29 protein-coding genes and 1 pseudogene are annotated in these 24,338 nt (G+C 37.5%); 13 read left to right on the forward strand and 17 right to left on the reverse strand.

Annotated features, from left to right (window positions below):
* Positions 1-142: 142 nt before the first annotated feature.
* Positions 143-676 carry a peptide-methionine (S)-S-oxide reductase MsrA gene (gene msrA, locus BT1A1_RS09460; RefSeq protein ID WP_034770471.1) on the forward strand — a complete coding sequence of 178 codons (534 nt, stop codon included), beginning with the start codon at positions 143-145 and terminating at the stop codon, positions 674-676.
* Positions 677-936: 260 nt separating this feature from the next.
* The gene (locus BT1A1_RS09465; RefSeq protein WP_161792945.1) at positions 937-2,160 is read left to right on the forward strand and encodes an MFS transporter; all 1,224 of its coding nucleotides are present in this window, start codon (positions 937-939) and stop codon (positions 2,158-2,160) included.
* Between the two features lie 41 nt (positions 2,161-2,201).
* On the opposite strand, the gene BT1A1_RS09470 is transcribed toward BT1A1_RS09465, so the two are convergent.
* Genes BT1A1_RS09470 through BT1A1_RS09480 form a run of 3 tightly spaced genes read right to left on the reverse strand, consistent with a single transcriptional unit; the run spans position 2,202 to position 4,752 of the window.
* On the reverse strand, positions 2,202-3,335 hold the full coding sequence (locus BT1A1_RS09470; protein WP_034770473.1) for a bifunctional cystathionine gamma-lyase/homocysteine desulfhydrase: 1,134 nt from the start codon (positions 3,333-3,335) through the stop codon (positions 2,202-2,204).
* Positions 3,336-3,351: 16 nt separating this feature from the next.
* Positions 3,352-4,272, reverse strand: coding sequence for a PLP-dependent cysteine synthase family protein (locus tag BT1A1_RS09475; protein WP_034770475.1), 921 nt, complete (start codon positions 4,270-4,272; stop codon positions 3,352-3,354).
* 12 nt (positions 4,273-4,284) lie between these two features.
* Positions 4,285-4,752, reverse strand: a complete 468-nt coding sequence (locus tag BT1A1_RS09480) for an S-ribosylhomocysteine lyase (protein WP_034770477.1) — start codon at positions 4,750-4,752, stop codon at positions 4,285-4,287.
* 163 nt (positions 4,753-4,915) lie between these two features.
* Here BT1A1_RS09480 and BT1A1_RS09485 point away from each other — a divergent pair, with 163 nt between their 5' ends.
* The gene (locus BT1A1_RS09485) at positions 4,916-5,554 is read left to right on the forward strand and encodes a class I SAM-dependent DNA methyltransferase (protein WP_034770479.1); all 639 of its coding nucleotides are present in this window, start codon (positions 4,916-4,918) and stop codon (positions 5,552-5,554) included.
* Positions 5,555-5,883: 329 nt separating this feature from the next.
* Here BT1A1_RS09485 and BT1A1_RS09490 read toward each other — a convergent pair whose 3' ends face one another.
* Together BT1A1_RS09490 and mscL are read right to left on the reverse strand one after the other, a co-directional pair.
* The gene (locus BT1A1_RS09490) at positions 5,884-6,789 is read right to left on the reverse strand and encodes a cysteine hydrolase family protein (RefSeq protein WP_034770794.1); all 906 of its coding nucleotides are present in this window, start codon (positions 6,787-6,789) and stop codon (positions 5,884-5,886) included.
* Between the two features lie 69 nt (positions 6,790-6,858).
* Complete coding sequence (gene mscL, locus BT1A1_RS09495; RefSeq protein ID WP_034770481.1) at positions 6,859-7,245, reverse strand: large-conductance mechanosensitive channel protein MscL; 387 nt, start codon at positions 7,243-7,245, stop codon at positions 6,859-6,861.
* 230 nt (positions 7,246-7,475) lie between these two features.
* On the opposite strand from mscL, the gene BT1A1_RS19080 reads away from it, so the two are divergent.
* From BT1A1_RS19080 to BT1A1_RS09510, 4 genes are all read left to right on the forward strand, one after another.
* On the forward strand, positions 7,476-7,775 hold the full coding sequence (locus BT1A1_RS19080; RefSeq protein ID WP_051989086.1) for a YkoP family protein: 300 nt from the start codon (positions 7,476-7,478) through the stop codon (positions 7,773-7,775).
* Positions 7,772-8,080 (forward strand): YkoP family protein, encoded by a 309-nt coding sequence (locus BT1A1_RS19670; RefSeq protein WP_419468902.1) that lies wholly within the window; start codon positions 7,772-7,774, stop codon positions 8,078-8,080. Before BT1A1_RS19080 ends, BT1A1_RS19670 begins: the two co-directional genes overlap by 4 nt.
* On the forward strand, positions 8,077-9,174 hold the full coding sequence (locus BT1A1_RS09505) for an MGDG synthase family glycosyltransferase (RefSeq protein ID WP_034770482.1): 1,098 nt from the start codon (positions 8,077-8,079) through the stop codon (positions 9,172-9,174). The genes BT1A1_RS19670 and BT1A1_RS09505 overlap by 4 nt, the downstream gene beginning before the upstream one ends.
* Before the next feature lie 99 nt (positions 9,175-9,273).
* Positions 9,274-9,726 carry a cupredoxin domain-containing protein gene (locus BT1A1_RS09510; RefSeq protein WP_043988581.1) on the forward strand — a complete coding sequence of 151 codons (453 nt, stop codon included), beginning with the start codon at positions 9,274-9,276 and terminating at the stop codon, positions 9,724-9,726.
* A 123-nt stretch (positions 9,727-9,849) separates the two neighbouring features.
* Here BT1A1_RS09510 and BT1A1_RS09515 read toward each other — a convergent pair whose 3' ends face one another.
* Positions 9,850-10,071, reverse strand: a complete 222-nt coding sequence (locus BT1A1_RS09515; RefSeq protein WP_108898133.1) for a VOC family protein — start codon at positions 10,069-10,071, stop codon at positions 9,850-9,852.
* Positions 10,072-10,400: 329 nt separating this feature from the next.
* Positions 10,401-10,577, reverse strand: a complete 177-nt coding sequence (locus tag BT1A1_RS17920; protein ID WP_081912326.1) for a YozQ family protein — start codon at positions 10,575-10,577, stop codon at positions 10,401-10,403.
* A 154-nt stretch (positions 10,578-10,731) separates the two neighbouring features.
* On the opposite strand from BT1A1_RS17920, the gene BT1A1_RS19085 reads away from it, so the two are divergent.
* Together BT1A1_RS19085 and BT1A1_RS09520 are read left to right on the forward strand one after the other, a co-directional pair.
* Entirely contained in the window at positions 10,732-10,884 is a 153-nt protein-coding gene (locus tag BT1A1_RS19085) for a hypothetical protein (protein ID WP_162835732.1), read from the forward strand.
* Between the two features lie 164 nt (positions 10,885-11,048).
* On the forward strand, positions 11,049-11,645 hold the full coding sequence (locus tag BT1A1_RS09520) for a biotin transporter BioY (RefSeq protein ID WP_051989087.1): 597 nt from the start codon (positions 11,049-11,051) through the stop codon (positions 11,643-11,645).
* A gap of 54 nt (positions 11,646-11,699) precedes the next feature.
* Here BT1A1_RS09520 and BT1A1_RS09525 read toward each other — a convergent pair whose 3' ends face one another.
* The 5 genes from BT1A1_RS09525 to BT1A1_RS09545 form a co-directional block, all read right to left on the reverse strand.
* Positions 11,700-12,053 carry a fluoride efflux transporter FluC gene (locus BT1A1_RS09525; RefSeq protein ID WP_034770485.1) on the reverse strand — a complete coding sequence of 118 codons (354 nt, stop codon included), beginning with the start codon at positions 12,051-12,053 and terminating at the stop codon, positions 11,700-11,702.
* A gap of 3 nt (positions 12,054-12,056) precedes the next feature.
* A complete protein-coding gene (locus BT1A1_RS09530; RefSeq protein ID WP_051989088.1) occupies positions 12,057-12,458 on the reverse strand; it encodes a fluoride efflux transporter FluC in 402 nt (133 codons plus the stop codon).
* Positions 12,459-12,477: 19 nt separating this feature from the next.
* Positions 12,478-13,923, reverse strand: coding sequence for a bifunctional ADP-dependent NAD(P)H-hydrate dehydratase/NAD(P)H-hydrate epimerase (locus BT1A1_RS09535; RefSeq protein ID WP_034770486.1), 1,446 nt, complete (start codon positions 13,921-13,923; stop codon positions 12,478-12,480).
* 111 nt (positions 13,924-14,034) lie between these two features.
* The gene (locus BT1A1_RS09540; RefSeq protein WP_034770487.1) at positions 14,035-14,244 is read right to left on the reverse strand and encodes a DUF6501 family protein; all 210 of its coding nucleotides are present in this window, start codon (positions 14,242-14,244) and stop codon (positions 14,035-14,037) included.
* 105 nt (positions 14,245-14,349) lie between these two features.
* Positions 14,350-14,655: a metal-sulfur cluster assembly factor gene (locus BT1A1_RS09545; RefSeq protein WP_034770488.1), complete on the reverse strand. Its 306-nt coding sequence runs from the start codon at positions 14,653-14,655 to the stop codon at positions 14,350-14,352.
* 315 nt (positions 14,656-14,970) lie between these two features.
* Here BT1A1_RS09545 and BT1A1_RS09550 point away from each other — a divergent pair, with 315 nt between their 5' ends.
* Both BT1A1_RS09550 and BT1A1_RS09555 read left to right on the forward strand, forming a co-directional pair.
* Positions 14,971-16,242 carry a bacillibactin exporter BcbE gene (locus tag BT1A1_RS09550; RefSeq protein WP_034770490.1) on the forward strand — a complete coding sequence of 424 codons (1,272 nt, stop codon included), beginning with the start codon at positions 14,971-14,973 and terminating at the stop codon, positions 16,240-16,242.
* A gap of 514 nt (positions 16,243-16,756) precedes the next feature.
* A complete protein-coding gene (locus tag BT1A1_RS09555) occupies positions 16,757-17,380 on the forward strand; it encodes a LysE family transporter (RefSeq protein WP_034770491.1) in 624 nt (207 codons plus the stop codon).
* Between the two features lie 62 nt (positions 17,381-17,442).
* On the opposite strand, the gene BT1A1_RS09560 is transcribed toward BT1A1_RS09555, so the two are convergent.
* Positions 17,443-18,807: an amino acid permease gene (locus tag BT1A1_RS09560; protein WP_034770496.1), complete on the reverse strand. Its 1,365-nt coding sequence runs from the start codon at positions 18,805-18,807 to the stop codon at positions 17,443-17,445.
* A 253-nt stretch (positions 18,808-19,060) separates the two neighbouring features.
* Between BT1A1_RS09560 and BT1A1_RS09565 the strand changes: the two are divergent.
* Positions 19,061-19,570 (forward strand): annotated as a pseudogene (locus BT1A1_RS09565) (DUF3231 family protein).
* Positions 19,571-19,689: 119 nt separating this feature from the next.
* Here BT1A1_RS09565 and BT1A1_RS09570 read toward each other — a convergent pair.
* The 4 genes from BT1A1_RS09570 to BT1A1_RS09585 form a co-directional block, all read right to left on the reverse strand.
* A complete protein-coding gene (locus BT1A1_RS09570; protein WP_034770500.1) occupies positions 19,690-19,890 on the reverse strand; it encodes a cold-shock protein in 201 nt (66 codons plus the stop codon).
* Between the two features lie 167 nt (positions 19,891-20,057).
* Positions 20,058-20,258, reverse strand: coding sequence for a cold-shock protein (locus BT1A1_RS09575; RefSeq protein WP_034770502.1), 201 nt, complete (start codon positions 20,256-20,258; stop codon positions 20,058-20,060).
* Positions 20,259-20,621: 363 nt separating this feature from the next.
* Positions 20,622-21,155: a superoxide dismutase family protein gene (locus BT1A1_RS09580; RefSeq protein ID WP_231553327.1), complete on the reverse strand. Its 534-nt coding sequence runs from the start codon at positions 21,153-21,155 to the stop codon at positions 20,622-20,624.
* An 83-nt stretch (positions 21,156-21,238) separates the two neighbouring features.
* On the reverse strand, positions 21,239-22,081 hold the full coding sequence (locus BT1A1_RS09585; protein WP_034770504.1) for a non-homologous end joining protein Ku: 843 nt from the start codon (positions 22,079-22,081) through the stop codon (positions 21,239-21,241).
* A 389-nt stretch (positions 22,082-22,470) separates the two neighbouring features.
* Between BT1A1_RS09585 and BT1A1_RS09590 the strand changes: the two genes are divergently transcribed.
* On the forward strand, positions 22,471-24,321 hold the full coding sequence (locus tag BT1A1_RS09590) for a DNA ligase D (RefSeq protein ID WP_034770506.1): 1,851 nt from the start codon (positions 22,471-22,473) through the stop codon (positions 24,319-24,321).
* The last annotated feature ends 17 nt before the right edge of the window (positions 24,322-24,338 follow it).

A 24,338-nucleotide genomic window follows, 5' to 3' on the forward strand; every position in this document is an offset into this window, starting at 1 on the left:
TCGAATCGGGATCATTGCTGGAAATATAATTTTCTTAGTGATAAAAATGGATTTTTTGAATAGGAATCATTGTTTATTTTCCAATTGATGATACAATCTTTATTATAAATAAAAGACACAGCAATTCTCTGGAGATGATGAAATGAACAATAAATTAGAAAAAGCAACCTTTGCCGGCGGGTGTTTCTGGTGTATGGTAAAACCTTTTGACCAATGGGACGGTGTTATAAGTGTTATATCCGGTTACTCAGGGGGACACGTTGAAAATCCGACTTACGAACAAGTAAAAACCGGAACGACAGGCCATTATGAAGTCGTCCAGATTACTTACGACCCGACCATCATTCGTTATGAAACGATTATTCAAATATATTGGCAACAAATTGACCCGACCGACCCGGATGGACAGTTTCACGACCGAGGTAGTCAATATCGAACAGCGATTTTTTATCATACGGAAGAACAAAAAAGGATTGCGGAAACAACAAAAAAAGAACTGGAACAAAGTGGTATGTTTACTAAGCCGATTGCCACAAAAATTTTACCGGCCGCACCGTTTTATCCTGCAGAAGAGTACCATCAAGACTTTTACAAAAAAAGCCCGGAAGATTATATTGAAGATCGCCAAAAATCCGGTCGGGACGAATTTATTAAAAAACACTGGAATGAAATATAATCCATTCTAAAACAGGGAATACATTAGCTATTCCCTGTTTATTACTTTTTCCAACATTTTTTATATATGCCATGTTATACTTACATTGATATGTTTATTGGAATATATTATAAAGAAAACTCGGCGATTGCCGAGCCTTTAGGCGAAAGCAGAGCCGCAAGAGCACTTATACTTAATTCTTAAAATTTCCAACTATGTCGAATTCGCTTCTTTGCTGGAAATTTATACTTTCTTAACGTATAAAAAAGCGTAGGGTTCACTTGGCGACTCCAGCTGGACAATACCGCCCAAATAATATAAGGAAAGGAGACGGTCCATTGCCTTTTATCCTTTATTTTCTTATTTTCATTTCATTTATCGACCTGTTTGCCCAATTTCCGATCACAAGCACATATGCCCAAAGTTTAGGAGCCAGCACAGGACTCATCGGTTTTATTGTCGGAGCTTATTCTTTATCCAATTTGTTCAGCAATTTTTTCTCCGGTTATTTCGTTGATCATAAAGGACCAAAACAAGTAATGCTCTATGGATTTTTGGTAAATGGGGTAATTTTACTTCTTTATGCTATTGCTACTTCCCCAATGCAGTTACTTGCCATTCGTTTTATGAACGGACTTAGCGCAGGGATTATTACACCTGCTGCTTTTACGTACTTGTCCTTATCGAATAAAAATAAAAAGAGCGGGAAAACCATGGCGTTCTCAGGTGCAGCAGTTGGTTTATCGGCAATTGGCGGACCGGCCTTTGCAGGTATTGTCTCTGCGAAAAGTGGCAGCGAAACCGTCTATTTCATCATTGGTTGCCTGATGATTTTCGCATGTGTTTTGACAGCGTTATTAAATTCAATAGAAAAACAAAAAGATGTGGTTCGTGGAAACAATAAAGGAAAAATTCAAGAACTTTTTAAAAACAAAGGTTTATTATTCGCTTTTCTTGGTGCACTATCATTATCGGCTTCTCAAGGTATCCTTGCCTATATGTTGCCATTAAAAGTGGATGGACTTGAGTTGGCAAACCATATCAGCGGAATGCTAATGAGTATCTTTGGGATTGTCGCTATTTTGTTTTTTATGCTGCCGACCAATCGGGTGTTTGATCGATTTCATTATGAATGGCTATTACCCATCGGTCTTGTTATCATTGCCGTTGCTCAAGCAGTCGCCGGTTTTGCCTTTAATTTTACATTCTTGCTTATGAGCATGCTTATATATGGAATCGGTTTCGCACTCATTTTCCCATCGATGAGTAGCCTTGTTGCGAAATATTCCTCTCAACATATTCGAGGGAAAGCCTATGGAATTTTCTATGCTTTTTATTCATTAGGTTCATTCCTCGGAACATCGATTACCGGGGCATTTTCACTGACACCTACCGGAGCGTTTTTCAGTGCAGCTGTATTTTTGTTGGTAATGAGTATTGGCAGCTTTGCCATTTTAAAAAGAAACAGCCATTTTTTAGCAAATAAAGAGGTATCCGGGTATTAAAAATGGATCCGCCTATTCGGATCCATTTTTAACAACTGCTTTTAACTATCCAATGCAGTTTTCAAGTCTTCAATTAAATCTTGAACATCTTCAATTCCGACAGAAATACGAATAAGTCCATCGGTAATCCCTAATTGTTCTCTTCTTTCTTTTGGTATCGAAGCGTGCGTCATTTTTGCCGGTAATGAAATTAAACTTTCGACAGCGCCGAGGCTTTCTGCTAATGTGAAAATCTTTGTTTTGGCCAGCACTTGTTCTGCTAATTCACCGCTTCCAACGTCAAAGGAAATCATTCCACCAAATCCGCATGCTTGGCTTTTATGAACTTCATGCCCAATATGTGTCGGAAAGCCAGGATAAAATACTCTTCTCACTTTCGGATGCTCTTGCAAAAATTCAGCAATAGCCTTTGTATTCGCCTCAATTTCCTCCATGCGAATGGCTAATGTTTTAATGCCACGGATTAACAGCCAACTATCATCCGGACCGAGGACGGCACCTACTGAATTTTGAATAAAGTGAAGTTCACGGGCCAACCGGTCAGATCCAACAACTGCCACACCGGCAACCACATCACTGTGACCGCCTAAGTATTTCGTCGCACTGTGGAGAACAATATCCGCCCCGAGCTCCAATGGGTTTTGCCAATAAGGAGTGGCAAATGTATTATCGACAATGACGAGCAAATCATTTTCTTTGGCTATTGCTGCGATTTCTCGGATATTTGTTACTTTTAACAACGGGTTTGTCGGCGTTTCGATATAAATCGCTTTTGTATTCGATTGAATCGCTTTTCTTACTTGTTCCGCATCACTTGTGTCGACAAAGCTTACATCAATTTGATATCGGTTCAAAATTTTTGTGGCTAAACGAAATGTACCACCGTATACATCATCCGTTAAAATAATATGGTCCCCGCCTTTAAATAAGTGCATAACAGCGGAAATCGCAGCCATGCCTGAACTAAAGGCAAAACCGGCGACACCGCCTTCTAGATCACGGATGATTGCTTCCAAAGCCTCACGAGTCGGATTCCCGGTCCTGGCGTATTCATATTTAAAGTTTCCAACTCCATTCTGTTTAAACGTACTTGCGTGTGAGACCGGAATGGATACCGCTCCTGTTTGTTCGTCACGCGAAATACCCCCGTGAATCATTAATGTCTTTTTTCGCAAATCGCTTCCCTCCAATTTAAAATTCATAGATATTTTTTGATAAATAGCGCTCACTGCTGTCAGGGAAAATAACGATGATATTTGCCCCTTCCTTTGTGGTGTTTTCTGCTTCCTTCAATGCAGCAGCAAATGCAGCCCCGGAAGAGCTTCCGACCAACATTCCTTCCAACCTTGCCAATTGCTTCACTTGATAAAAAGCTTCTTCATCTGAAATCGTATAAATTTTATCAAAATAGTCGGGATTAATAAAAGAAGGAATAAACTCCATGCCAATCCCTTCTGTTTTATGCGGACCCGGCACACCACCATTTAGAATCGATCCTTGAGGTTCAACAATGACCGTTTTTATATGTTTATTAAATTCCTTTAAAAAACGGGCGGTACCGGTAAACGTGCCGCCACTACCCGCCCCTGCTATAAATATATCTACTTTTCCATCCAGTTCTTTGACAATTTCAGGACCAAGTGTTTCATAATACGTTAATGGATTCACTTTATTTTCAAACTGTAACGGAATATACGAGTCAGGGATTTCGGCCGCTAATTGTTTTGCCTTTTCAATGGCCCCTTCCATTCCTTTTTCCGTTGGTGTATGAATGACTTGTGCGCCCAATGCTTTCATCAACATTTGCTTTTCAATGCTAAATTTTTCCGGGACGACACAAATCACTTTGACATCCGTATGAATGGCAGCCAGCGCAAGACCAATTCCGGTATTTCCGGCAGTCGGCTCAATAAGTGTCCCTTTCGGAGAGATTTTCTTTGTTCGAAGGGCTTCTTCCAACAGCTTTTTCCCCAATCGGTCTTTTACACTGCCACCCGGATTCATATATTCCAGTTTGGCAAAAATTTGCGCTCGCTCCTTAAACGGATGATGGTTGATTTTCACTAGAGGTGTCCGACCAATCGTCTCCTGTATATTGTTAAAAAGTCCCATTTTCAAACATCCTTATGCAAAAATCTCTTTCCATTCAGCTTTTTTAGCGAGCATCTTTCGGGCAATTTCTTTTGCACCTTCCAAGCTATGACTGGCCGCCCAGCCGCATTGCACTTCATTACAAGCCGGAACTTCTGTTGCATTTACCACATCTTGTAAAGTTTTTTCCAATAATTGAAGAAACGCATCATAATCACCGTCATTAATGATCGATACATAAAAACCAGTTTGGCAACCCATTGGACTGACATCGAAAATCGTGTGATGATGGTTACGGATGTGCTCAGCCATTAGATGTTCTAGAGAATGAAGCGCCGGCATTTCCATATGCTCTTTATTCGGTTGGCAGAAACGAACATCGTATTTATATATTTTATCCCCATTTGCCCCTTCACTGACGCTGGCTAAACGGACATATGGCGCTTTAACTTTCGTATGATCCAAATTAAAACTTTCCACATTCATTTTTTTAACTTCCATGACATCCACCTCCGAAATGTAATTCCTACTTTATAAGTATGATATTTTTCTGGCAAGTTGTCAAAGTAAAAATGAACAGAAATGATTAGTATTGACAAAAGGTGTGAGAAATTCATACTATATTTATAGGAATTATATGCATATAATTATTGGAGGTCTTCATATGGGAAGAGAATTTGATCCACTTTTCGATGAATGGGCAGCTACCTATGACGATACTGTTGCAGGGCATGATATCGAATATAAAGAAGTTTTTCTTCATTACGATGATATATTAAATGAAATTGCAAATCGAGCAATTGACAATGTTTTGGAATTTGGTGTCGGGACGGGTAATTTGACGAAGAAGTTGTTAAATAAGGGGCTTGATGTAATTGGAATTGAGCCCTCAAAGGAAATGCGTACGTTGGCTAAACAAAAAATCAATCAATTGGAAATTTATGATGGTGATTTTCTATTGTTTCCTACGAATATAAAACCGATTCAAACAATTGTCAGTTCTTATGCTTTTCATCATTTAACAGATGAAGAAAAGAACAAAGCGATATCCATCTATACAGAAATGCTTCCAAAAGATGGTAAAATTGTTTTTGCTGATACAATGTTTGCATCTGAACATGAAATAACAATAATCTTGGAAGAAACGAAAAAACGAGGATATAACCGGCTGCTAGCTGATTTGCAAACGGAATATTATTCAACCATTCCTTTTTTAAAACAAAATTTTGAAAAACACGGGTTTGCAGTTCAGTTTCATAGAATGAATAAGTTTGTTTGGATTTTAGAGGCCGAAAAAAAATAATGAACACAGGAAACACTTTTAACTGGTAATAAGAAAAGCGCAGAGCGCCCGCTTAGCGACGTACAAACTGGAGCGCCCCGCAATGAGAACAGATTTGCTTCCCCGAATAGGCATCGCACGAAGAAAATGCGAATGCATTTTCGAGGAAAAGGAAACACGGCGACGAGCCGATGTTGACTTATCGTAGTGGAGGGGAGTGAAGTTTGCTAGTCGCTGGCGCTCGGAGCTAGACAATAAAACTAATCCCGAGTTATTTACCTGTATTTTTATACTTTCTTATACTAAGAAAAAAACCGAGACTCCCTAAGGTGATGTCCCGGTTTTTCATATTATAATTCAAATTCGGTTGATGTGACCAAGTGAATGCCATCATTATTTACTAATGTACGATAAGCCTGTTCGGTTTCATCTTCAAATCCGGGTATTGAACTCATGCCATCTTCTAATAAATAAATTTTTGCCGGATCATCTTTTACACTTTTTAAATATTCAACAAGCTGAATCACCGACTCCAATACGCAGTGAGATTTTGCTTCCCCGGCTATAATAATTTGATCATAATGTCTCATTGATTCCAGCAAGCGAATATTTGCTTCAATGTTTTTGCTGTATTCAGGGCGGAAAATGCCGTACATTTCTGTCGCCGGATAAAGCCCTTTTACCATTCGGATGACATTTGTCCGACGCACGACTGAATGAAAATAGATAATATTTGCGAATTGCCCTTCAAGTGAGGACCCGTATGTTCCTTCTATACAATGATACGGCCAAATGCATAATTGCTTTTTCCCGGATTTTTCAAGATTGACCACATATTCAACGCTCTCTTCTTTTTCATAGACAGGAATCCATTTCCCGCTTTCAATATCTTGACTTGTAATGATTGTCAATGGCTGCGGGTGATTTCCAGCTTGATCTTCCCACCAGCACGGATGGAAAATTTGCCTTGGCTGATGTGTGTCTAAAGAAACAGCAATTTCTGTGATTTTATGTAAATGACGATAAATAAATTTTGTTACATTTTGAATGTCTTTATGGGCCCCAGGTACACCAAGCGCGCCATTTTCCATAAAATCATTTTGAAAGTCAATCCCTAAAAATAAAATCTTTTTCTTGTCATTTTTTGCCGGTACCGTTTTCTCAGCTTGTGCCAACGTTAATATATCATGCAAGTGTTTTTCATTCTTGCTGCCGATTTTGTTCACATTTACAATTTGTTCAAAAGCAGTTTTCACCAATGAGATCCCTCCCTTTTTGCTAACTTCCATCCCTATTTTATCATATAAAGGCTGGTTCACCTATTGTTACTCAGCTTTACTTGTCCTGCTCTCCTTCAATAAATCACGAATTTCCGTCAATAGTTGTTCTTCCTTGCTCACATTTTCTTCTTTTTCCTTTTCTTCATGTTTTTCACGGATATCCCGAAATTTGTTAAACAGCTTCACAACGAGAAATAAGGAAAAACCAATAATTAAAAAATCGACAACCGATTGGATAAATAAACCATAGTGAATATCTTTATAAGCTAATTTTTCAAAACTGCCCTTTCCAATAATCAATGCAAAAATAGGCATTATGATGTCATTTACCAGTGAAGATACAATTTTATTAAAAGCCGTACCGATCAGTACCCCGACAGCTAAATCGATTACGTTTCCTTTCATGGCAAATTCTTTAAATTCTTTCAACATTTATCATCAACCTCTCTTTATTTTTCGGAAAATTTGTTCACAACAAGCTTTTGTGATTTTTTCCCTATAAGATTTAAAAATATGGGCTTTTGGTGTTAACCATATTAAACCAAAATATACTGAATTTCAATTGAAGCACTTATCCACATACTCTGGTGGAGTTTTGTAAATAATACATTTGGCAAATAATAATAGGGAATAGTTTTACAAGAAAAATGAGGGAGTTAAAAATGCGTAAAGTTATATTATTTTGCTGGCGTTTACTTGACCCGCTCTACTATCAATTTACCCGGTTAACCTATATCGATTATCGAAAGAACATTTTTCGGGTTCGTCTTACCCGTTACCTTGGACATCCAGTCGTATTGGCAGATGGTACCCATATTCAAAAAAATGATTTATTGCTGAAAATACATTTTCACAATGTCCGGTTATTATCCGAACTCAGCCAGATTCAAAATGAGTTTCAGAAGGGTAAAGTTTTTTTCATCTGGTCAAAGATTCCCTTCCCGGTATCGCGGACTTTCTGACCAAACATCCAAAACAACATCAAATAAAAGGACTTATTGGGATTACTTCATTAAACTTTCGCTCCAATCGATTAGGTTTTGAAATCTACCCGATCAAAAACAAAATCTATAAATTAATCAAAATGAGTGCTTTTTTACCAATTAACATCCTATCTTCGGTACCTGATTCACGCAACAAACCGAGCCATGAACCGGTCTACTTTTTCATGTCAAGGGATGTTTTATTTAAACGTCACGCAAATTTTTCCAGAAAAATTTATGTTCTTGAAGAAAATGGACTTATAGAAGGAGATGGAATCACTTGAAAAGAATCCTTTTTCTTCCCTTTTTACAAATTCCATCCGGCCATCACCAGGCAGCGGATGCATTAATAGCTCAATTCGAATCGATGCCCGGTGTCGAATGCGAAAAAATTGATCTTTTCTCTTATAGTTACGGCCGGATCGAACAAGTGATCTCCCGATTTTATTTAAAGTGGATTCATCACTTCCCTACCAGTTACAGTACCTTATATAAAAGGATGGTTGTAAAAGACAGAAAAAGGGACATCTATTTATATGAATTGTTTTTCGAAAAACAGTTGGAACTTTTATTGTACGAAAGAAAGCCCGATTGTGTCATTTGTACCCATGCCCTGCCTTCCCGCATATTGTCAAAACTAAAACAGGAAGGGAAATTTGACAAACCGGTTCTGAATGTCTATACCGATTTTTTCATTCATAAAGGATGGGGTACGAAGAATATTGACGTCCATTTTGTTTCTACCTACCGGATGAAAAACTATTTATTGACCATGGGAATTAAACCTGAACAAATTTATATGACCGGAATTCCACTTCATCCTTTATTGCAAAAAAAGCCGCTTATTCCGGAGCCACCGAAGAAACGAATTCATGTTCTTATTTCAGGTGGCAGTATGGGTACAGGGAACATGCATGATTTAATCAAACATCTCCCTTTTCGGAAAGAATTACAATTTTTCATTTTATGTGGAAAAAACAAGGCATTGTATCAGCAATTAATAAAATTTAACCGTTCTCATCTGATTCCTATTCCTTTTATTCGTTCCCGAAAAATGATGGACTGTATTTATAATTTTGCCGATCTTATTATCACAAAACCGGGGGGTGTAACCATCACCGAGTGTCTTCATAAACAAATCCCCATTTTTATCTATGATCATTTACCGGGGCAAGAAGAAATTAACTTTGAAGAATTACAAATTCAAAAATTGGTTCATAATGCGACCGGATGGAAAAAACAGAATCACCTTGATGATTTAATCATGAGTTTTGTTGAATCACCTAATTTAATCAGCGGCTACTATGAAAATATATACCGCTATGAAAGAAATAAAGATCCCGTGAACTCTTCTCAATTGATTATCGAACAATTATAGCAGATACCGAAAGAAATTTTTCAGTGAAATAAAATATTAGACAAGACCTATGTCAAAGATGCATATGTTATAAAAGACAAGCCAAAGGGGGGAAATTGGATGAGTCATTTTTCTGTTATACATGGTAAGCGGATCAGGAAAATTTTCTTAGTCGGAATATTTATCATTTCCGCATTCATCTGGTACTCTTTCCAAGCAAAAATGATATCAGCAACGGAAACGGCTAACGAGAACATCCGAGAAATTCATATGGTAACCGGTGAATTTACCACAAAGACAGCGGACGGGAAGGAAATCGAAGCTTATCGGTTTGACCCGGGGACAATTTTTTTGAAAAAGGGTGAAAAAGCGCTGCTAAAAATTTATGGTGTCAATGGAAATGAACATCCTTTTATCATTGAAGGAACGGATATCCAAGGAACGGTAGAAAAAGGAAAAGAGACGGTGGTTCCACTTCAATTTGAAAACGAAGGAACGTATCGCTTAGTGTGTATCAGTCATCTTGATTACACAAAGAACGGACCGATGATTGCTTATATTGTTGTCAATTAACATTGAGGTTCGGAAAATAAGCTGTACAAATGGTCAACACTAAGGCTGAATCTTTTCATGCCAAAATGTTTTTGAACCATTTTGTCACAGCTTTTTCCAATTTATAAAACCAATTTAATTTGATTACCGGACGGGTCTTTTGTTAAATAGTCTGTATAAGCCGGATGTTCTTCTATTCTTTTTTACAACACCTTTTGGTACGTATAAATTAAGTATTGGTCTTTTTCCATCTGTCGTCAAGATTGCTTGCTCACCGGTTTGAGTAAGAACTTTTAAGCCGATAATGGTTGTATAAAATTCGATTGATCTTTGTAAATTCTCCACTTTAATGGTAACTTCACCGATATATAAATTTGGTGGCTAATGAAAATTTCCCATTGTCCTCTCCCTTTTCAAATTTCTACTTCAAATATCTCGAATTAGAAATAAATTATATAAGAATCATAAATTAATTTTAAGAATATGTCAAAGATAAATCACTAACACTAATTAAACTATCCTGATAGGGAGCAAGATTAAATGAACAACATTATGGATTATAGCACTTATTTTTTCATTCCCGTGAAGCATGCTCCACATACATTGAGGGTAGTTTAAACGGTTCTTTTAGGACATTAAAATAAAAGGAGCATCCATTGACTAAATGGACTGCTCCTTTTACTAATTGTGAAAAATTAATTATTTCCGTTTTGCTCGACAACATATTGATCAACCGTGCCTTCCATATAATTGTCGGTTGCTTGTTCATGGGTAATGCTTAAACCTTCAGTCAACTGGTCCTTATGTTCCATCCCGCGCATACTTGGATCGTAGTACTTACCAGCCAATTTACTCGATTCCTTATAATCCATCAACTTCACCCCTTTCCAAAGTTAAAGTTAGTTTGCGTATTAATGAAAAAGTCATTCTGTTTTTAGGCAGAACGTTTAACCATAATTTTGTCAAACTGATTTATTTTGAAATGGACAAACTAAATAGGAATTTCCTAAAAGAGGTGGGATTATCATGAAAACACATGCTTCCAGACAATTTCAAGAAAACATCGATCAATATAAAATGCCGGAAGCCTTAAAAACATCTAAAAAGGGCCACTATCGAGTCGGATATGAGGCAACAACAGGAAATAATACAGATATAGGAAAAAAAACAGAGGGTTAATAAAGTTAGGGAGCTCGCCTCATTAGGAAAGCTCCCTTCTCAAGTTAAAAATTCCGCCACATTGGGAATTTTCTATTGAACAATCAGCTAATGGTCATTATAATAGATTTTAGTTAACTTTTTCGTATTTTTGTTAACTATTTAAGATAAAGGGGGAGAAACTTATGCAAACGCAACATAACCGATTAAAAATGATGATTGTTGTCGCGTTATTCGCAAGTTTGATCGGAATTTTGGCTCAAGTTACGATTCCGCTTCCGATCATACCGATTACCGGTCAAACTTTGGCGATTGGTCTGGCAGCAACGATACTTGGCTCAAAATATGGTACATACGCAGTGATTCTATATTGTTTAATGGGCGCAATCGGTATTCCTGTTTATTCGAACTTATCATCAGGTGTTTCTGTTTTATTCGGTCCGACCGGGGGATTCATTGTTGGATTTATCCCAACAGCATTTATTACCGGTTATATATTGGAAAAAACGTCATTCCGGATCATGACGGCAATGATAGCTAATACAGTTGGTATGTTTGTGACCTTAGCTTTTGGAACTGCATGGTACAAAATTTCTGCAGATGTATCATGGACGGTAGCTTTTACGACTGCTTTTATCCCGTTTATTGTAGTCGGATTGGTAAAAGCTTATTTAGCTTCACTAATTGGTATTACGGTTCGCAAACAATTATTTCATGCAAAATTACTTCCAACCGGTAAAAAACATGACACAACGATTGAAACAACAACGACCATTCAATAATAAAGTTAAAGGGCAAAATCGATCTTTTTGATTTACGCCCTTTTTTACTATGTATTATACCCGGCTCCCAATAATCACTCCAACCAAAGCAAACACGAAACCAAAAATAATACTTATTATTAAATAAACAATCATCCCTTTCGTTTTATTTGCTTCCTGTAAGCCGATTAATTCAACGATAAATGTCGAAAAAGTTGTGAATGCGCCAAGAAAACCAATACCCAAAAGTGAATAAATATATTGGTTGGTATCAAAACCAATAATCAATCCTAATAGGAAAGACCCGAAAAGATTAACAAATAAGGTCCCATAAGGTAAAAAGCCAAATTTCCTATTCCATTTTTCACTAATATAATATCGACTTATAGCCCCGAAAAAACCGCCAATGGCTATTAGTAATACTTCCATTCTTTATTCCTGCCTATTCTTAACTATTTCATTTTTGCTCCATTTTCTTCCCATGCTCATACCGAGATAAGAGAAACTTAAGCCGAGGAGAATGGATAAGAACAAATAAATCATTCCGATTGTATAGTTTGCATTGCGAATGAATCGGACAATTTCATTAGTAAATGTTGAAAAGGTGGTAAACGAACCAATAACACCCGTTGTTATCGCCGCATACATTTTCCTTTGGTGAAATTCTTGTTCCAAAAAGTAACTTGATAAAAATCCAAGCAGGAAAGAACCAATTACGTTTACAATAAAAGTTGGAAGCGGGAAATGATAGTAAGTAAAGTTAACAGTTAAAACAGTCACAACATATCGTAACAAACTACCGATTATCCCGCCCAAGCCAACATAAATCCACATAATCACACCTCAAAAACAATTAATCAGTTATTAGCCTATTCATAACTCTCCCTAAAACATTCGTTATATCCCCGGCAACAATCGATCTTTCATTTTGTTCTTTTACAAGTTCATCGGCACACAAACCATGCAGATAGACAGCATTGGCAATTGCACTCGTTATGTCGCTTTCGCTGCAAATGAGTCCGAGTATCATTCCCGTTAATGTATCACCGGAACCTCCTTTTGCTAAAGCCGCATTCCCTGTCCGATTGATAAATCCAGTGCCATTTGGAAAAGCAATGACCGTATTCGCCCCTTTTAATACAACAATCACATTTTTTTGAAGGGCAAATTGACTACTTATTTCTAATCGATTCGCTTCGATTTCTTTTACACTGAGACCGGTGAGACGACTAAATTCACCCGGATGTGGTGTAATAATGATAGGGGCTTTCCTTGGAGCAAATTCTCGTTTTCCTAAAGCACCTGCATCTATAACGAGGGGAATCTCTTTTTCCCAAACATTTTCCAACACTTGATCAATTAATTTTTCATCTGTCAAACCGGGGCCGATTGCCATCGCTCTAATCCCGTCAGGAAATGTCCCGACAGCTAATTTATTTAATCCATCGTGTAAATAAGTCGCTTCCGGTAGGCGCGTAGCAATAATACTTGCTGCATAAGGGGTTGTTGCAATGACCAGTTTCCCGATACCTATTTTCATCGCCCCTAAACCTGCAAGCATGGCACTCCCGGGCATTTCATCAGTTCCTGCCACTAATAAACCGGTTCCAAATGTTCCTTTATGTGAATTGCTTCCCCGCTTTTTCATCGTCCGCTTCACATTTTTCTCCGACCAGATTTTCCATTTTGCATCTTGTGGTAAGCCAATATCAATACTTTCCGCTTGTCCGAAATATGTATTGGACGGCAGGAGAAAAGTAGAAGGCTTGAAGCCGTGTAATGAAAATGTGTAATCAGCGTGAAAAGCAATATCTGCCTCACCACGATCAGCCAAAACCCCGGTTGGTATATCAATGGCAATTTTTAGTGCATGTTGCTGATTACACCACTTGAGCAGATCCTGATACGATTGATTTAACGGTAGCCGTGTTCCGACACCGAGAAGGGCATCAATAATAACATCATACGGACCATCACCAATACTTGTTGACCAAGAATAACCCACACTTTTATAATACCGAAAATGTTCGCTTGCTGAATCAGACTTTGGTTCACCAAATGGAAAAACGAGATCAACTTTATATCCCCATTGGTTTAAATACCTGGCAAGAACAATGCCATCACCGCCATTATTGCCACGTCCGCTTAATATTAAGATTCTGCTGTTTTTATTTAGGATTTCTTTTATTCGTAAAAATAAACTTCTGCCTGCTGTTTCCATCAAGGCATTGCCGGATAATCCGTTTTGTGCAGCTGTTTCATCTGCTTTCCTTATTTCAACCTCTCTATAGATGAACAATGTAGATCCCTCCTATATCGTCTTCATGGTAAAGAATTTGGTGCACTTGGATTTCCTCATCATAACGATATTAATCGTAAAAAATAAAAATCCCTGAGAAAGTCAGGAATTTCAATCATTTACTTCAACAAAGTAATCTTTATAGTAGCCGCCGATTCTTCCGGAGTTATCAATAAGAAAATAAAATTCTTCTGTTTCATTTTTGACATCATACACTTTTTCTTCTGTCAACATATGATTCACCATATATTTTTTTGCATTTGTATGTACACATTTTACTTTTTTCAGTGTTTTCCGTTCTGTCCATTCTTTATGAATCATCTCAATCACTCCTTCCACTTCATTATAGGAGTGAATTCTCGTTAAATCAATAGTATTAAAGAGAAAAGGATCAGCTGAATTCTCAGTGATCCTGGGATAATCATTTTAATTAATACCAATTAAATCTTTTTTAAGTTCTTCATTCATCATTTGCGTCGTCCATTTTACGGTTTCTTTTTTGATAATTTCAACATCTTTCATGACACCAAGGGAACTTACGGCAAATTTCACTCCGGCGCAAAGCCTTTCTTGCTGTTTTATATCATCTGTTGTAAAAGTTAACGAAATACGGGCAATTCCATCTTCAGTTACATCCACATCATATACTAACCCTAAATCAACGATATTCACTCCGATTTCCGGATCGAATACATACTTTAATTCTTCATATATTCTATCCTTGACATTCATCAGGATTCCCTCCAATATTTGTTCTACCTTTATTATAAAAAATTCACACGTTCTTAGATTTTCATTTTTTAACAATATTGTGTCAAGACAAGAACGGTTTTCATGTAAATGTTGTTATTTTTTACGATTCATTTTTAAAACGTGTCAATACTTAAGTTTAGGATTCAAAAGCTTGTCCGAAAACAATTTGGCCAAACAACTGTTTTCATCTTTATCGGCTAAGCAATGCCCCGTTTTTACTTGTTTTACCATCTTTTTTTATATGTTTTCTACAAATAATATAGTCATCACATCTTTCAGAAATGGAGAATGAGAATGGAGTATACCGGTACCCTATGGGAAAAATACGTTTCCGAGGAAGAACGTAAGAAAAAGAAGAAAGAAAAAAAACTGGAAGATAAGCGGTGGGCTGTTGTATCCATTGCCTCTATACCGCTAGTAATGACTTTAGGCAATTCCATGTTAATTCCTGTTCTCCCAACAATGGAAAAAGAACTGGATATTACACCTTTCCAATCCAGTTTGATCATCACCGTCTATTCGGTTGTCGCCATTATTTTTATTCCGATTGCGGGTTACTTATCAGATCGTTGGGGCAGAAAGAGAGTGATTATTCCCAGCCTTCTGTTAGCGGCAATCGGCGGTGTGATTTCCGCGTTTACAGCTTGGCAGTTGCAAAATGCTTATTGGCTTATTTTGATTGGGAGAACTTTACAAGGAATTGGTGCAGCCGGAGCTTTCCCGATTGTTCTTCCACTTATTGGCGATATGTTTCATTCTGAAGATAAGGTCAGTTCCTCTCTTGGGATTATTGAAACGGCCAATACGTTAGGAAAGGTGTTAAGTCCAATCCTTGGTGCTGTATTTGCCAGTGTTATTTGGTTTTTACCGTTTTTTTCCATACCTGTTTTTTGTACAATTTCCGTTTTAATGATGGTGTTTTTAGTGAAAAGTCCAAAAATAGAGGAAGGACCCAAATTAAATGAATTTTTACGGAAAACAAAAAAAATATACAAACATAATCGTCGCTGGCTAAAATCCATCTTTTTTATAGGTGGTATTTTAATGTTCATTTTATTTGGCGTCCTTTTCTATCTCTCCTCTGTATTGGAGTCCAAATACGGGATTGGCAATATTAAAAAGGGCTTTTTTTTAGCCATTCCGTTAGGTGCGCTTTGCATTGCCTCCTATATTGCCGGGAAAGCCATTAAAGAAAATAAATCTTTGATGAAATGGGTTACCTTTATTGGACTCATTTTATTAGCCATTAGTACAGTTGTCTTAAGTTTTTTTGAAAGTCTTTGGCTGCTTATTGGTTTATTTGTCATTGGCGGAATCGGTATTGGCATTAGTTTACCTTGTCTTGATTCCCTCATTACGTCCGGAATTGAGGAGGAATTTCGTGGCACTATTTCATCCGTTTATAGTTCCATGCGCTTTATCGGTGTTGCCTTTGGTCCACCGATCATTGCCATATTAATGAAAAAATCGAATATATTGATTTTCTATTTATTAGGTGGTTTAGCCGTATTATGTGTCCTTGTATGTTTGTTTGGTATTAAACCGGAGAAACATACCGTACGTTGATCGTATATTATCAGAAAAAGCTGTTCTCTAGTACTTTTTATACTTATATAGAAAGATGCTGCCCAAGGTGTCTGACCTCATCCAGTTTGCTCAATCTTGTTTCTGTGATATCCAGTGTAGGCGAGTTACAGCATTCCGGGTCAGTTCCTTTACTTGGACAGCTTTTTTTGTACGTTAAGAAAGTATAAATTTCCAGCAAAGAAGCGAATTCGACGTAGTTGGAAATTTTAAGAATTAAGTATAAGTGCATAAGGAAAGCTTCACTGGAATACATCGCAGCCGAAAAAATTTTATATTTTTTCGGTGAACTACGGCTCTGCTTTCGCCTAAAGGCTCGGCAATCGCCGAGTTTTCTTTATGAGAAGGATTGGCATGTTGCCTTGATTAAGTATGGTTTTATGTAATTTATTTTATTCATTCTTATCTGAAAATGGATTGTCGATAGTTTTGTCCTAAACAGACCTTTTCATGAATATGATGGTACAAGCTATACCATTATGGAGGTCGTTTACAGATGACAGTCTTTTTCAGTTACATCCTTTTAGGTCTCTCCTTGGCTGCTCCCATTGGACCGATTAATGCTGCCCAGCTTGACCACGGCATAAAGCATGGTTTTTTTCATTCATGGTTTGTCGGACTTGGTGCCATGTTGGCAGATGGTTTATTTATGTTACTTATATTTTTTGGTGTCGTACACTTTCTGGAAATCCCGTTCATGCAAACTTTTTTATGGCTATTCGGCTTTTTTGTCCTTATTTATACCGGAATTGAAAGTTTGATTCATTCTGCCAAAATTGACACAAGAAATGAGCGCAATAATGAACCCTTAATAAAATCTTTTTTGACCGGTTTTTTTATGTCATTATTAAATCCGTTATCAATATTATTTTGGCTAGGCATCTACGGATCTGTCTTAACTACAACCGTAAAACAATACGGACAAGAACAATTGCTCCTCTACAGTTCTGCTATTTTTATCGGACTTTTTATTTGGGATATTACAATGGCAGGAATTTCAAGTACATTCAAAAAATACTTTGCAACGAAATTCTTAAAACTGCTATCCATTATCTCCGGGTTATCCCTGATCGGCTTCGGTATTTATTTTGGTTATCAAGGAATAAAAGCACTATTTTAATTTTTTATACAGAAAATGCCGGGTTTTCTCGTTTAAAGAGCCCGGCATTTATTCTATATATTTCAAATATTTTCCAGCCTTTCAAATAGTCCTGTCTGTTTCGTTCGTTGCCCTTCCTCTTTCGCACCTTTAAAACGGCGATTCATGATGACAGTCACAATTCCGATGACGAAAAGAAAGCCGATACTGATGTAAAATCCAGGTCTGCTCGAATGATAAATAAGAGATCCGGTCACTGCTGATAAGATCAATACTGTGGCAATAATCCGTTTGATCTGATCAACACGAGTCAAAGTCAGTAATCTTTTGCCTGAATACAAGATGAAAACCCAATTATAAAGCAACATTAACCCTGCTGCTGTTGTAATATATTCATAAACGGAATTTGGCAACAATAACCCTAAAACAATGGAGACAATCAGCCCGCCTGTCGTTAATACTAAAGCAGGGAAAGGAACTTTTAATTTGCCTTTCTTACTTAATTTCTTCGGCGCATAGCCTTCTTTTGACAATGAAATCAGCAATGTTGTAACCGCATAAAGGGAAGCAGACATTGTCGAAAATCCGGCAATGACTAAAATAGCCGTAAATAAATGGGGAATAAATGCTAAACGAAATCCATCCAAAGCAACGACGAACGGACTATCATCCATCGTAAATTTTGATAATTGAACTAAAATAACCGACATTCCGATCGAAACAAGGTAGATGGTCGTCAGTAATACAAGCATTACTTTCCCTGACTTTGGTGCATCTTTTGCATTTTCCAATCTCGTTGCATAGATGCTCATTATTTCAATCCCACCAAATGCATAAAAGGAAAATAGAAGTGCTGCCCAGACTCCTTTCAATCCGGCCGGTAGAAATGTCGTTAATGAATTAGGAAAATAGGTTCGACCTCCACCTCGGTCCAATACACCGAACAAACCAAGGATGGCGAGGATAATAAACATTACGATGGCAGACAATTTGGCAATGGCAAACAAGTTTCCGAGCCGTTCAAACCATTTAACTCCTACCAGTACTACAATGATTCCTAATACGGTATAAATACTGGCAAAAATCCAGATCGGAACTTCCGGAAACCAAAATTTTGTAAAAATGGAAATGCCCGTAAGCTGACTGCCCATGATTAACATTTCCGAACTCCAATACACCCAACCGCTTGCGAAACCTGCCCAATTTCCAAACGCTTTTTTTGAATAATAACTAAAGGAACCGGACTGGGGATCATCTGCTGTCATTCGGCTCAACACATCATAAACAATATATGTGCCGATTGCCGCCAACAAAAACGTGACCAATACGGCAGGTCCGGCAGCTTTGATGGCAATATTCGATCCGAGAAAAAAACCGGTGCCAATAATAAAACCAGTTCCCAAAATGGACAATTGCCACCATTTTAATTTTTTTTCTTCTTTATTCATCCAGATCCTCCCCAAATTGATATTTTAAGATGTTTGTTAGTGTTCCCCTCAACAGTTGAAAATAATCGTTCTCTGTCAATTCCTTCATGGATTTCAGGAAAGTTTTACTAATTCGTTTAGGTGGTTAAGTTAAAACAAATAGGAAACGATAATATTGTAAATTAAAGCTATAAATTGGGAGGTTAATGTATGGGTATTTTAAGCGGAAACCGGAAGACTGCCAAGAAATGATAGATTTCATTGTTGTTAATGTATGGGTATTTTAAGCGGAAACCCCAAAAATGAACCATTACATTATGGGGAAGTATTTGGTATATGGTCATTTTTATTTACATCACAAGCATGTGTTGCCGCCTATCAGACGATGTTAAACCATGCTGGTGACGGTGATCTTAAGGAATTAATTCATGAAGCGATTACAGCAAGTCAAGAAGAAATGTAAGAAGTAGCAGAGTTGTTAAAAGAAAATGGTGTTGGTCTGCCACCTTCGCCACCAGCAAGACCGGTTGCAGATTTAGAAAGTATTCCTGCAGGCGCAAGATTTATGGATAATGAAATTGCGGCAAAAATATCCGCTGACATCGCGGCAGGATTAATCACCTGCAGTACGATGATGGGGCAGGCCATTCGGGAAGATATTGCCTTGTTATTTGGCAGATTTCACGGAAAAAAAGCGGTTCTTGGCGGCAAATTTTTACGACTGAATAAAGAAAAAGGTTGGTTAGTTCCACCGCCGCTCCATTTACAACCAAAAGAGGATTAAACCATCAACAGTTTTTAATCTATATTCGACTAAAAACAACAAAGGGGCTGTCCCCAAGTGATGGACAACCCCTAATTATTTGATCAAGATTTCGTTATTTTACATTGAAGTGAACAAGATTATATCTTTTGAACATTTACTGCTTGAGGTCCTCTTTGACCTTCTTCAATATCAAATGAAACGCTTTGTCCTTCTTCCAATGTTTTGAAACCTTCTCCTTGGATGGCAGAATAATGTACAAATACATCGTTGCCGTCCTCTTGTTGAATAAAACCAAATCCTTTTTCAGCATTAAACCATTTTACTTTTCCTGTTGCCATGTAAATCCTCCTAAAAAATGAATGTGGGCTTTCTACCCATACATTACTATTATAAATGAAAAATTGAATTCTAAACGTTCTTTTTGAAAAAAACAAGAAAAATTAGTGGAAGAAATTCCAAAAATTAAATATGGTGATGAACCACTTTGCCCATCACCAATGATTTATTATAGTCTTACAACGTTAGCAGCTTGTGGTCCACGGTTACCTTCAACGATATCAAAAGAAACAGATTGCCCTTCTTCTAATGTTTTGAATCCATCACCTTGAATAGCTGAATAATGTACAAATACATCATTTCCGCCGTCTACTTCGATGAATCCGAAACCTTTTTCTGTGTTAAACCATTTTACTTTACCTTGATTCATGTTAATCCTCCTAAAAATATGAACATTTTTACATACTTCTTATATAATGAAAAAAGTCGCAAACCGAGATGCAGGACAACTTAAATCGCCTACATCATTTGGTGTTGCGACTTTAAATCCCAAAAAAATATAAAGAACTATGTATCACACTTATAAATATAAAGGAATTTGCTGAAAATGTCAACTCAAATATTAGGGTTTTTTTAAAAATTTTGCAGTTTCCCTTATTTTTCTATCCTCTATGGACGGTAAGTTAATACAATCGGACGCATACGGGCAGCCCGTTCCTCACCAACTTTTTTTATAAATTCGAAAATCTTGAAAGTGGGGGTCTTGACTGCCGTTAAGATCGGATCCATTTTTTTAATAAAACGGTTTAATCACACCACAAGCAAGTCGTTTTCCTGCGTCACCTGCAGGCTGCGTCCGGAAGTCATCAGGGCTTTCATGAATGATCATTGCTTTCCCAATCACTTCACGGACACGAAATTTGTCCGTAAACACATTCATGCGTGTGTACCCGTTGTTCGAAAATATGACAGGCAGATCCCCTGCATGATTCCCATGTGGTTGATTGGTCGGGTTCCAGTGACCGCCGGCTTCTTGAAACGGATCATCCCCCTTCCCTACCGCACAACTGCCTTTTTCATGAATATGAAAGCCATGTGGACCGATAGGGTCTTGACCATTTCCTCGCTTTTGATATGGCGGTAGCCCGTTTACCTCAACAAACACATCGGTTCCATTGCCTATATCGGTAAATACAACAAAGCCATGAATATTCGGTGCCAATGGTCCCCCTTTTATTTCAGCGTAAGCCCTCACCGGTGTTTGACTACCGTGGTAATACAATGGCCATGGTTGAACAGGATAACAAAAATAACCAACCTGATACAATACCGCTTCCTCCTCTTAAATTTTTCTCTCTATTGTATGTTAAGAAAAAAATCGCGCCACTTCTTATCAGCCTCTTCCCCTTACTAAGCTTTTTTCTTGGCACGAGTAACAGGTTTCCGTTTTTTAACCGGTTTTTCTTTTGTTTCCTGATTCGGTTTTGTTCGGTCTATCGAAGCTTGTAGGGCTGCCATTAAATCCATAACATTATTCGGCTTATCTTTTGTCTCGGGTGTCACCATTTCTTCTCCTGTCCGTTTTGCTTCAATTAAGTTTAATACCGCTTCTCGATATTCATCATGATATTTTTCCGGATGAAATTCCGTTGATAATTGATCAATCAAAAGAATGGCCGTGTCCAATTCCTTCTTTGTTATTTGGTTAGCAGAAGGGACATTCGGTATGTCCTTTGCTTTTCGAACCTCATCGGGATAATGAATTGTCTCCATTACCAATGTGTTTTCATAAACCCGGATCACGGCAAGCTGCTCTTTGGAGCGGATGACAATTTTGGCAATACCGACTTTTTCAGTTTCTTGCAACGCTTTTCTTAATAATGAATACGCTTTAACCCCTCCTTCATTCGGAGACAAGTAGTAACTGCGTTTAAAATAAATCGGATCAATATCTGTAATTTTCACAAAATCGATAATCTCAACTGCTTTATCTTCTATTTCTTTTTCAAGACCGGCAAAATCTTCATCCTCAATAACGATATATTTTCCTTTTGTATACTCATAAGCCCTCACAATTTCATCATTGGAGATTTCTATATTACAATTGGGACATACTTTTTGATATTTGATAGGGGTATGACATTTTTTATGCAGACTCCGAAATTTTACATCTTTATCTTCCGTCGCAGCATGCAATTTTACCGGAATATTTACTAACCCGAAGCTGATACTTCCTTTCCACATTGTATGCATTTCATAATCATCCCTTTATCTTTGTTTTTATTACATAGTGTTCATAAGCACCGTTTTTTTCATACAGATGAACTTTTGGTAAATAAGTTATTACTACTATAGATATAATAAGAAAAGCGCAGAGCGCCCGCTTAGCGACGTACAAACTGGAGCGCCCCGCAATGAGATAAAGGAAACACGGCGAGGCACGAGCCGATGTTGACTTATCGTAGTGGAGGGGAGTGAAGTTTGCTAGTCGCTGGCGCTCGGAGCTAGACAATAAAACTAATCCTAAGTTATTTACTTGTATTTTTATACTTTCTTATACTATAAGAAAAGCGCAAGTAGCGACCACTGTTAGATGATACCAGCTTTTCAAAGTTCTTTTATTAAAAAACGGGTGATAAAAAATGAAACCAATGCTGCCTACACTATCCTTTGATGTTCCAAAAGAAGAAAAATGGGTTTATGAAATTAAATATGACGGGTTTCGTGCCATCATACAAATGGATGATCAAGGAATTGATATGATTAGTCGCAACGGTAAAAGTCTGATTGACCAGTTTCCTGAAGCAGTCAATTTTTTTAATCATTATAAAAAACAATTATCCGATTTTTTTCCCATCCTATTGGACGGTGAATTGACCATTTTGGAAAATGACAGTAAGAGTGATTTTTTTCGTTTGCAGACTAGGGGACGAATGCGCAGTAAAAAGCGAATTTTTGAAGCATCGCTGTCAAACACTTCCACTTATCTTGCGTTTGACTTACTTCAATTAAAAGGTCAATGGGTGACAAAGCAGCCTTTTCTAAAACGAAAGGAGCTGCTTTATCAAGTGATGAAGCATTGCAGTCTTCCCCTTTCACCCGACCCGGCCAATCATTGCTTTATCCAGTTTCTTCCATTTCATAAAGAGTTTCATGAGGTTTGGGAAACGGTCAAGCAGAAAGAAGGAGAAGGAATCGTCGCAAAGCAGGCAGAAAGCAAATGGATTGAAGGAAAGAGAACGACACAATGGCTTAAGATCAAAAATTGGAAAAAAGTGCACTGTTTCATTACTGCTTTTGAGAAAAACAACGGATTTTTTCATGTTGCTGTTTATGAAAAAGAAAAGATCATTCCCATAGGTCTTTTCAAAAATGGAATGAATCAGGATGAAACAAATATACTGATTCAAATAATGAAGAAAAATGCCACCGATGAAGACGCCAAATTCGTGTATGTACAGCCTTCAATATGTGTAGAATTATTTTATTTACAATTTTATGATGGAACTTTACGTGAGCCGTTTTTTTCTCAATTTCTTTTCCAGACATCACCGGCTGACTGTACCCTTTCCAAGATGATGGAAATGTCCGAAGTGAACAAGACGGAAACTGATACGGATATTCCGATCAATATCACCCATCCGGAAAAACCGCTTTGGGAAAAAAATTCAATAACGAAATTAGATTATATTAAATATCTGAAATTTATTTTCCCTTATATGGAACCGTTTTTAAGAAATCGATTACTTACCGTTATCCGCTATCCGCATGGGATTTTCGGGGAAGCTTTTTTCCAGAAAAACTGTCCGGACTATGCACCAGACTTTGTGGAGACTTATTTGGACGAAGGAATAAATTATATTTTATGCAATAATTTTGAAACATTTCTTTGGCTCGGGAACCAGTTGGCAATCGAATTTCATACCCCATTCCGAACCATTGATAAAAAATTCCCGACAGAAGTTGTCATTGATTTAGATCCGCCAACAAAGGCAGAATTTCCGCTGGCCATCGAAGCTGCTCTTTATCTAAAGGAAGATATTATTGACAAGTTAGGACTTCATGCTTTTGTCAAAGTGTCCGGCAATCGGGGAATTCAAGTGTATTTTCCGCTATCCGGCAACCGAATCACTTGGAATCAAACGAGGAAGTTCACTGAATTTATCGCCAATTATTTACTTATGAAAAATGACAAGCATTTTACAATTGAACGGTTAAAGAAAAACCGCGGTCATCGGTTGTATGTTGATTACATCCAACATGCAAAAGGAAAGACGATCATTTGCCCGTTTTCGGTTCGGGGAAATGCAAACGCCGGTGTGGCCGCACCGCTGGAATGGGATGAGTTAACCGATAACATCACCCCCGACGGCTTTTCCATAGATGTGGTTATGAAAAGGATAGAAGGAAAAGGAAATCCCTTTGCTTCTTTTTTTCAAGTTGACAATGACGGGCCACTACAGGAAATGATTCGTTTCATAAAAGACAAGTAAGCCGGATGCATGAATCA

It is taken from the genome of Caldibacillus thermoamylovorans, assembly GCF_000751775.1.
Lineage (GTDB): Bacteria > Bacillota > Bacilli > Bacillales > Caldibacillaceae > Caldifermentibacillus > Caldifermentibacillus hisashii.

Coding starts and splice junctions, on each gene's coding strand:
- BT1A1_RS09590 (WP_034770506.1), top strand. CDS start 22,471: ATGAAACCAATGCTGCCTACACTATCCTTTGATGTTCCAAAAGAAGAA.
- BT1A1_RS09560 (WP_034770496.1), bottom strand. CDS start 18,807: ATGAATAAAGAAGAAAAAAAATTAAAATGGTGGCAATTGTCCATTTTG.
- BT1A1_RS09545 (WP_034770488.1), bottom strand. CDS start 14,655: ATGAATGTCAAGGATAGAATATATGAAGAATTAAAGTATGTATTCGAT.
- BT1A1_RS09575 (WP_034770502.1), bottom strand. CDS start 20,258: ATGAATCAAGGTAAAGTAAAATGGTTTAACACAGAAAAAGGTTTCGGA.
- BT1A1_RS17920 (WP_081912326.1), bottom strand. CDS start 10,577: ATGGATTATAAGGAATCGAGTAAATTGGCTGGTAAGTACTACGATCCA.
- BT1A1_RS09540 (WP_034770487.1), bottom strand. CDS start 14,244: ATGATTCATAAAGAATGGACAGAACGGAAAACACTGAAAAAAGTAAAA.
- BT1A1_RS09510 (WP_043988581.1), top strand. CDS start 9,274: ATGAGTCATTTTTCTGTTATACATGGTAAGCGGATCAGGAAAATTTTC.
- BT1A1_RS09525 (WP_034770485.1), bottom strand. CDS start 12,053: ATGGAAGTATTACTAATAGCCATTGGCGGTTTTTTCGGGGCTATAAGT.
- mscL (WP_034770481.1), bottom strand. CDS start 7,245: ATGTTGAAAGAATTTAAAGAATTTGCCATGAAAGGAAACGTAATCGAT.
- BT1A1_RS09550 (WP_034770490.1), top strand. CDS start 14,971: ATGGAGTATACCGGTACCCTATGGGAAAAATACGTTTCCGAGGAAGAA.
- BT1A1_RS09530 (WP_051989088.1), bottom strand. CDS start 12,458: ATGTGGATTTATGTTGGCTTGGGCGGGATAATCGGTAGTTTGTTACGA.
- BT1A1_RS09475 (WP_034770475.1), bottom strand. CDS start 4,272: ATGGGACTTTTTAACAATATACAGGAGACGATTGGTCGGACACCTCTA.
- BT1A1_RS09480 (WP_034770477.1), bottom strand. CDS start 4,752: ATGGAAGTTAAAAAAATGAATGTGGAAAGTTTTAATTTGGATCATACG.
- BT1A1_RS09485 (WP_034770479.1), top strand. CDS start 4,916: ATGGGAAGAGAATTTGATCCACTTTTCGATGAATGGGCAGCTACCTAT.
- BT1A1_RS19080 (WP_051989086.1), top strand. CDS start 7,476: ATGCGTAAAGTTATATTATTTTGCTGGCGTTTACTTGACCCGCTCTAC.
- BT1A1_RS09585 (WP_034770504.1), bottom strand. CDS start 22,081: ATGCATACAATGTGGAAAGGAAGTATCAGCTTCGGGTTAGTAAATATT.
- BT1A1_RS09570 (WP_034770500.1), bottom strand. CDS start 19,890: ATGGCAACAGGAAAAGTAAAATGGTTTAATGCTGAAAAAGGATTTGGT.
- BT1A1_RS09555 (WP_034770491.1), top strand. CDS start 16,757: ATGACAGTCTTTTTCAGTTACATCCTTTTAGGTCTCTCCTTGGCTGCT.
- BT1A1_RS09520 (WP_051989087.1), top strand. CDS start 11,049: ATGCAAACGCAACATAACCGATTAAAAATGATGATTGTTGTCGCGTTA.
- BT1A1_RS19085 (WP_162835732.1), top strand. CDS start 10,732: ATGAAAACACATGCTTCCAGACAATTTCAAGAAAACATCGATCAATAT.
- msrA (WP_034770471.1), top strand. CDS start 143: ATGAACAATAAATTAGAAAAAGCAACCTTTGCCGGCGGGTGTTTCTGG.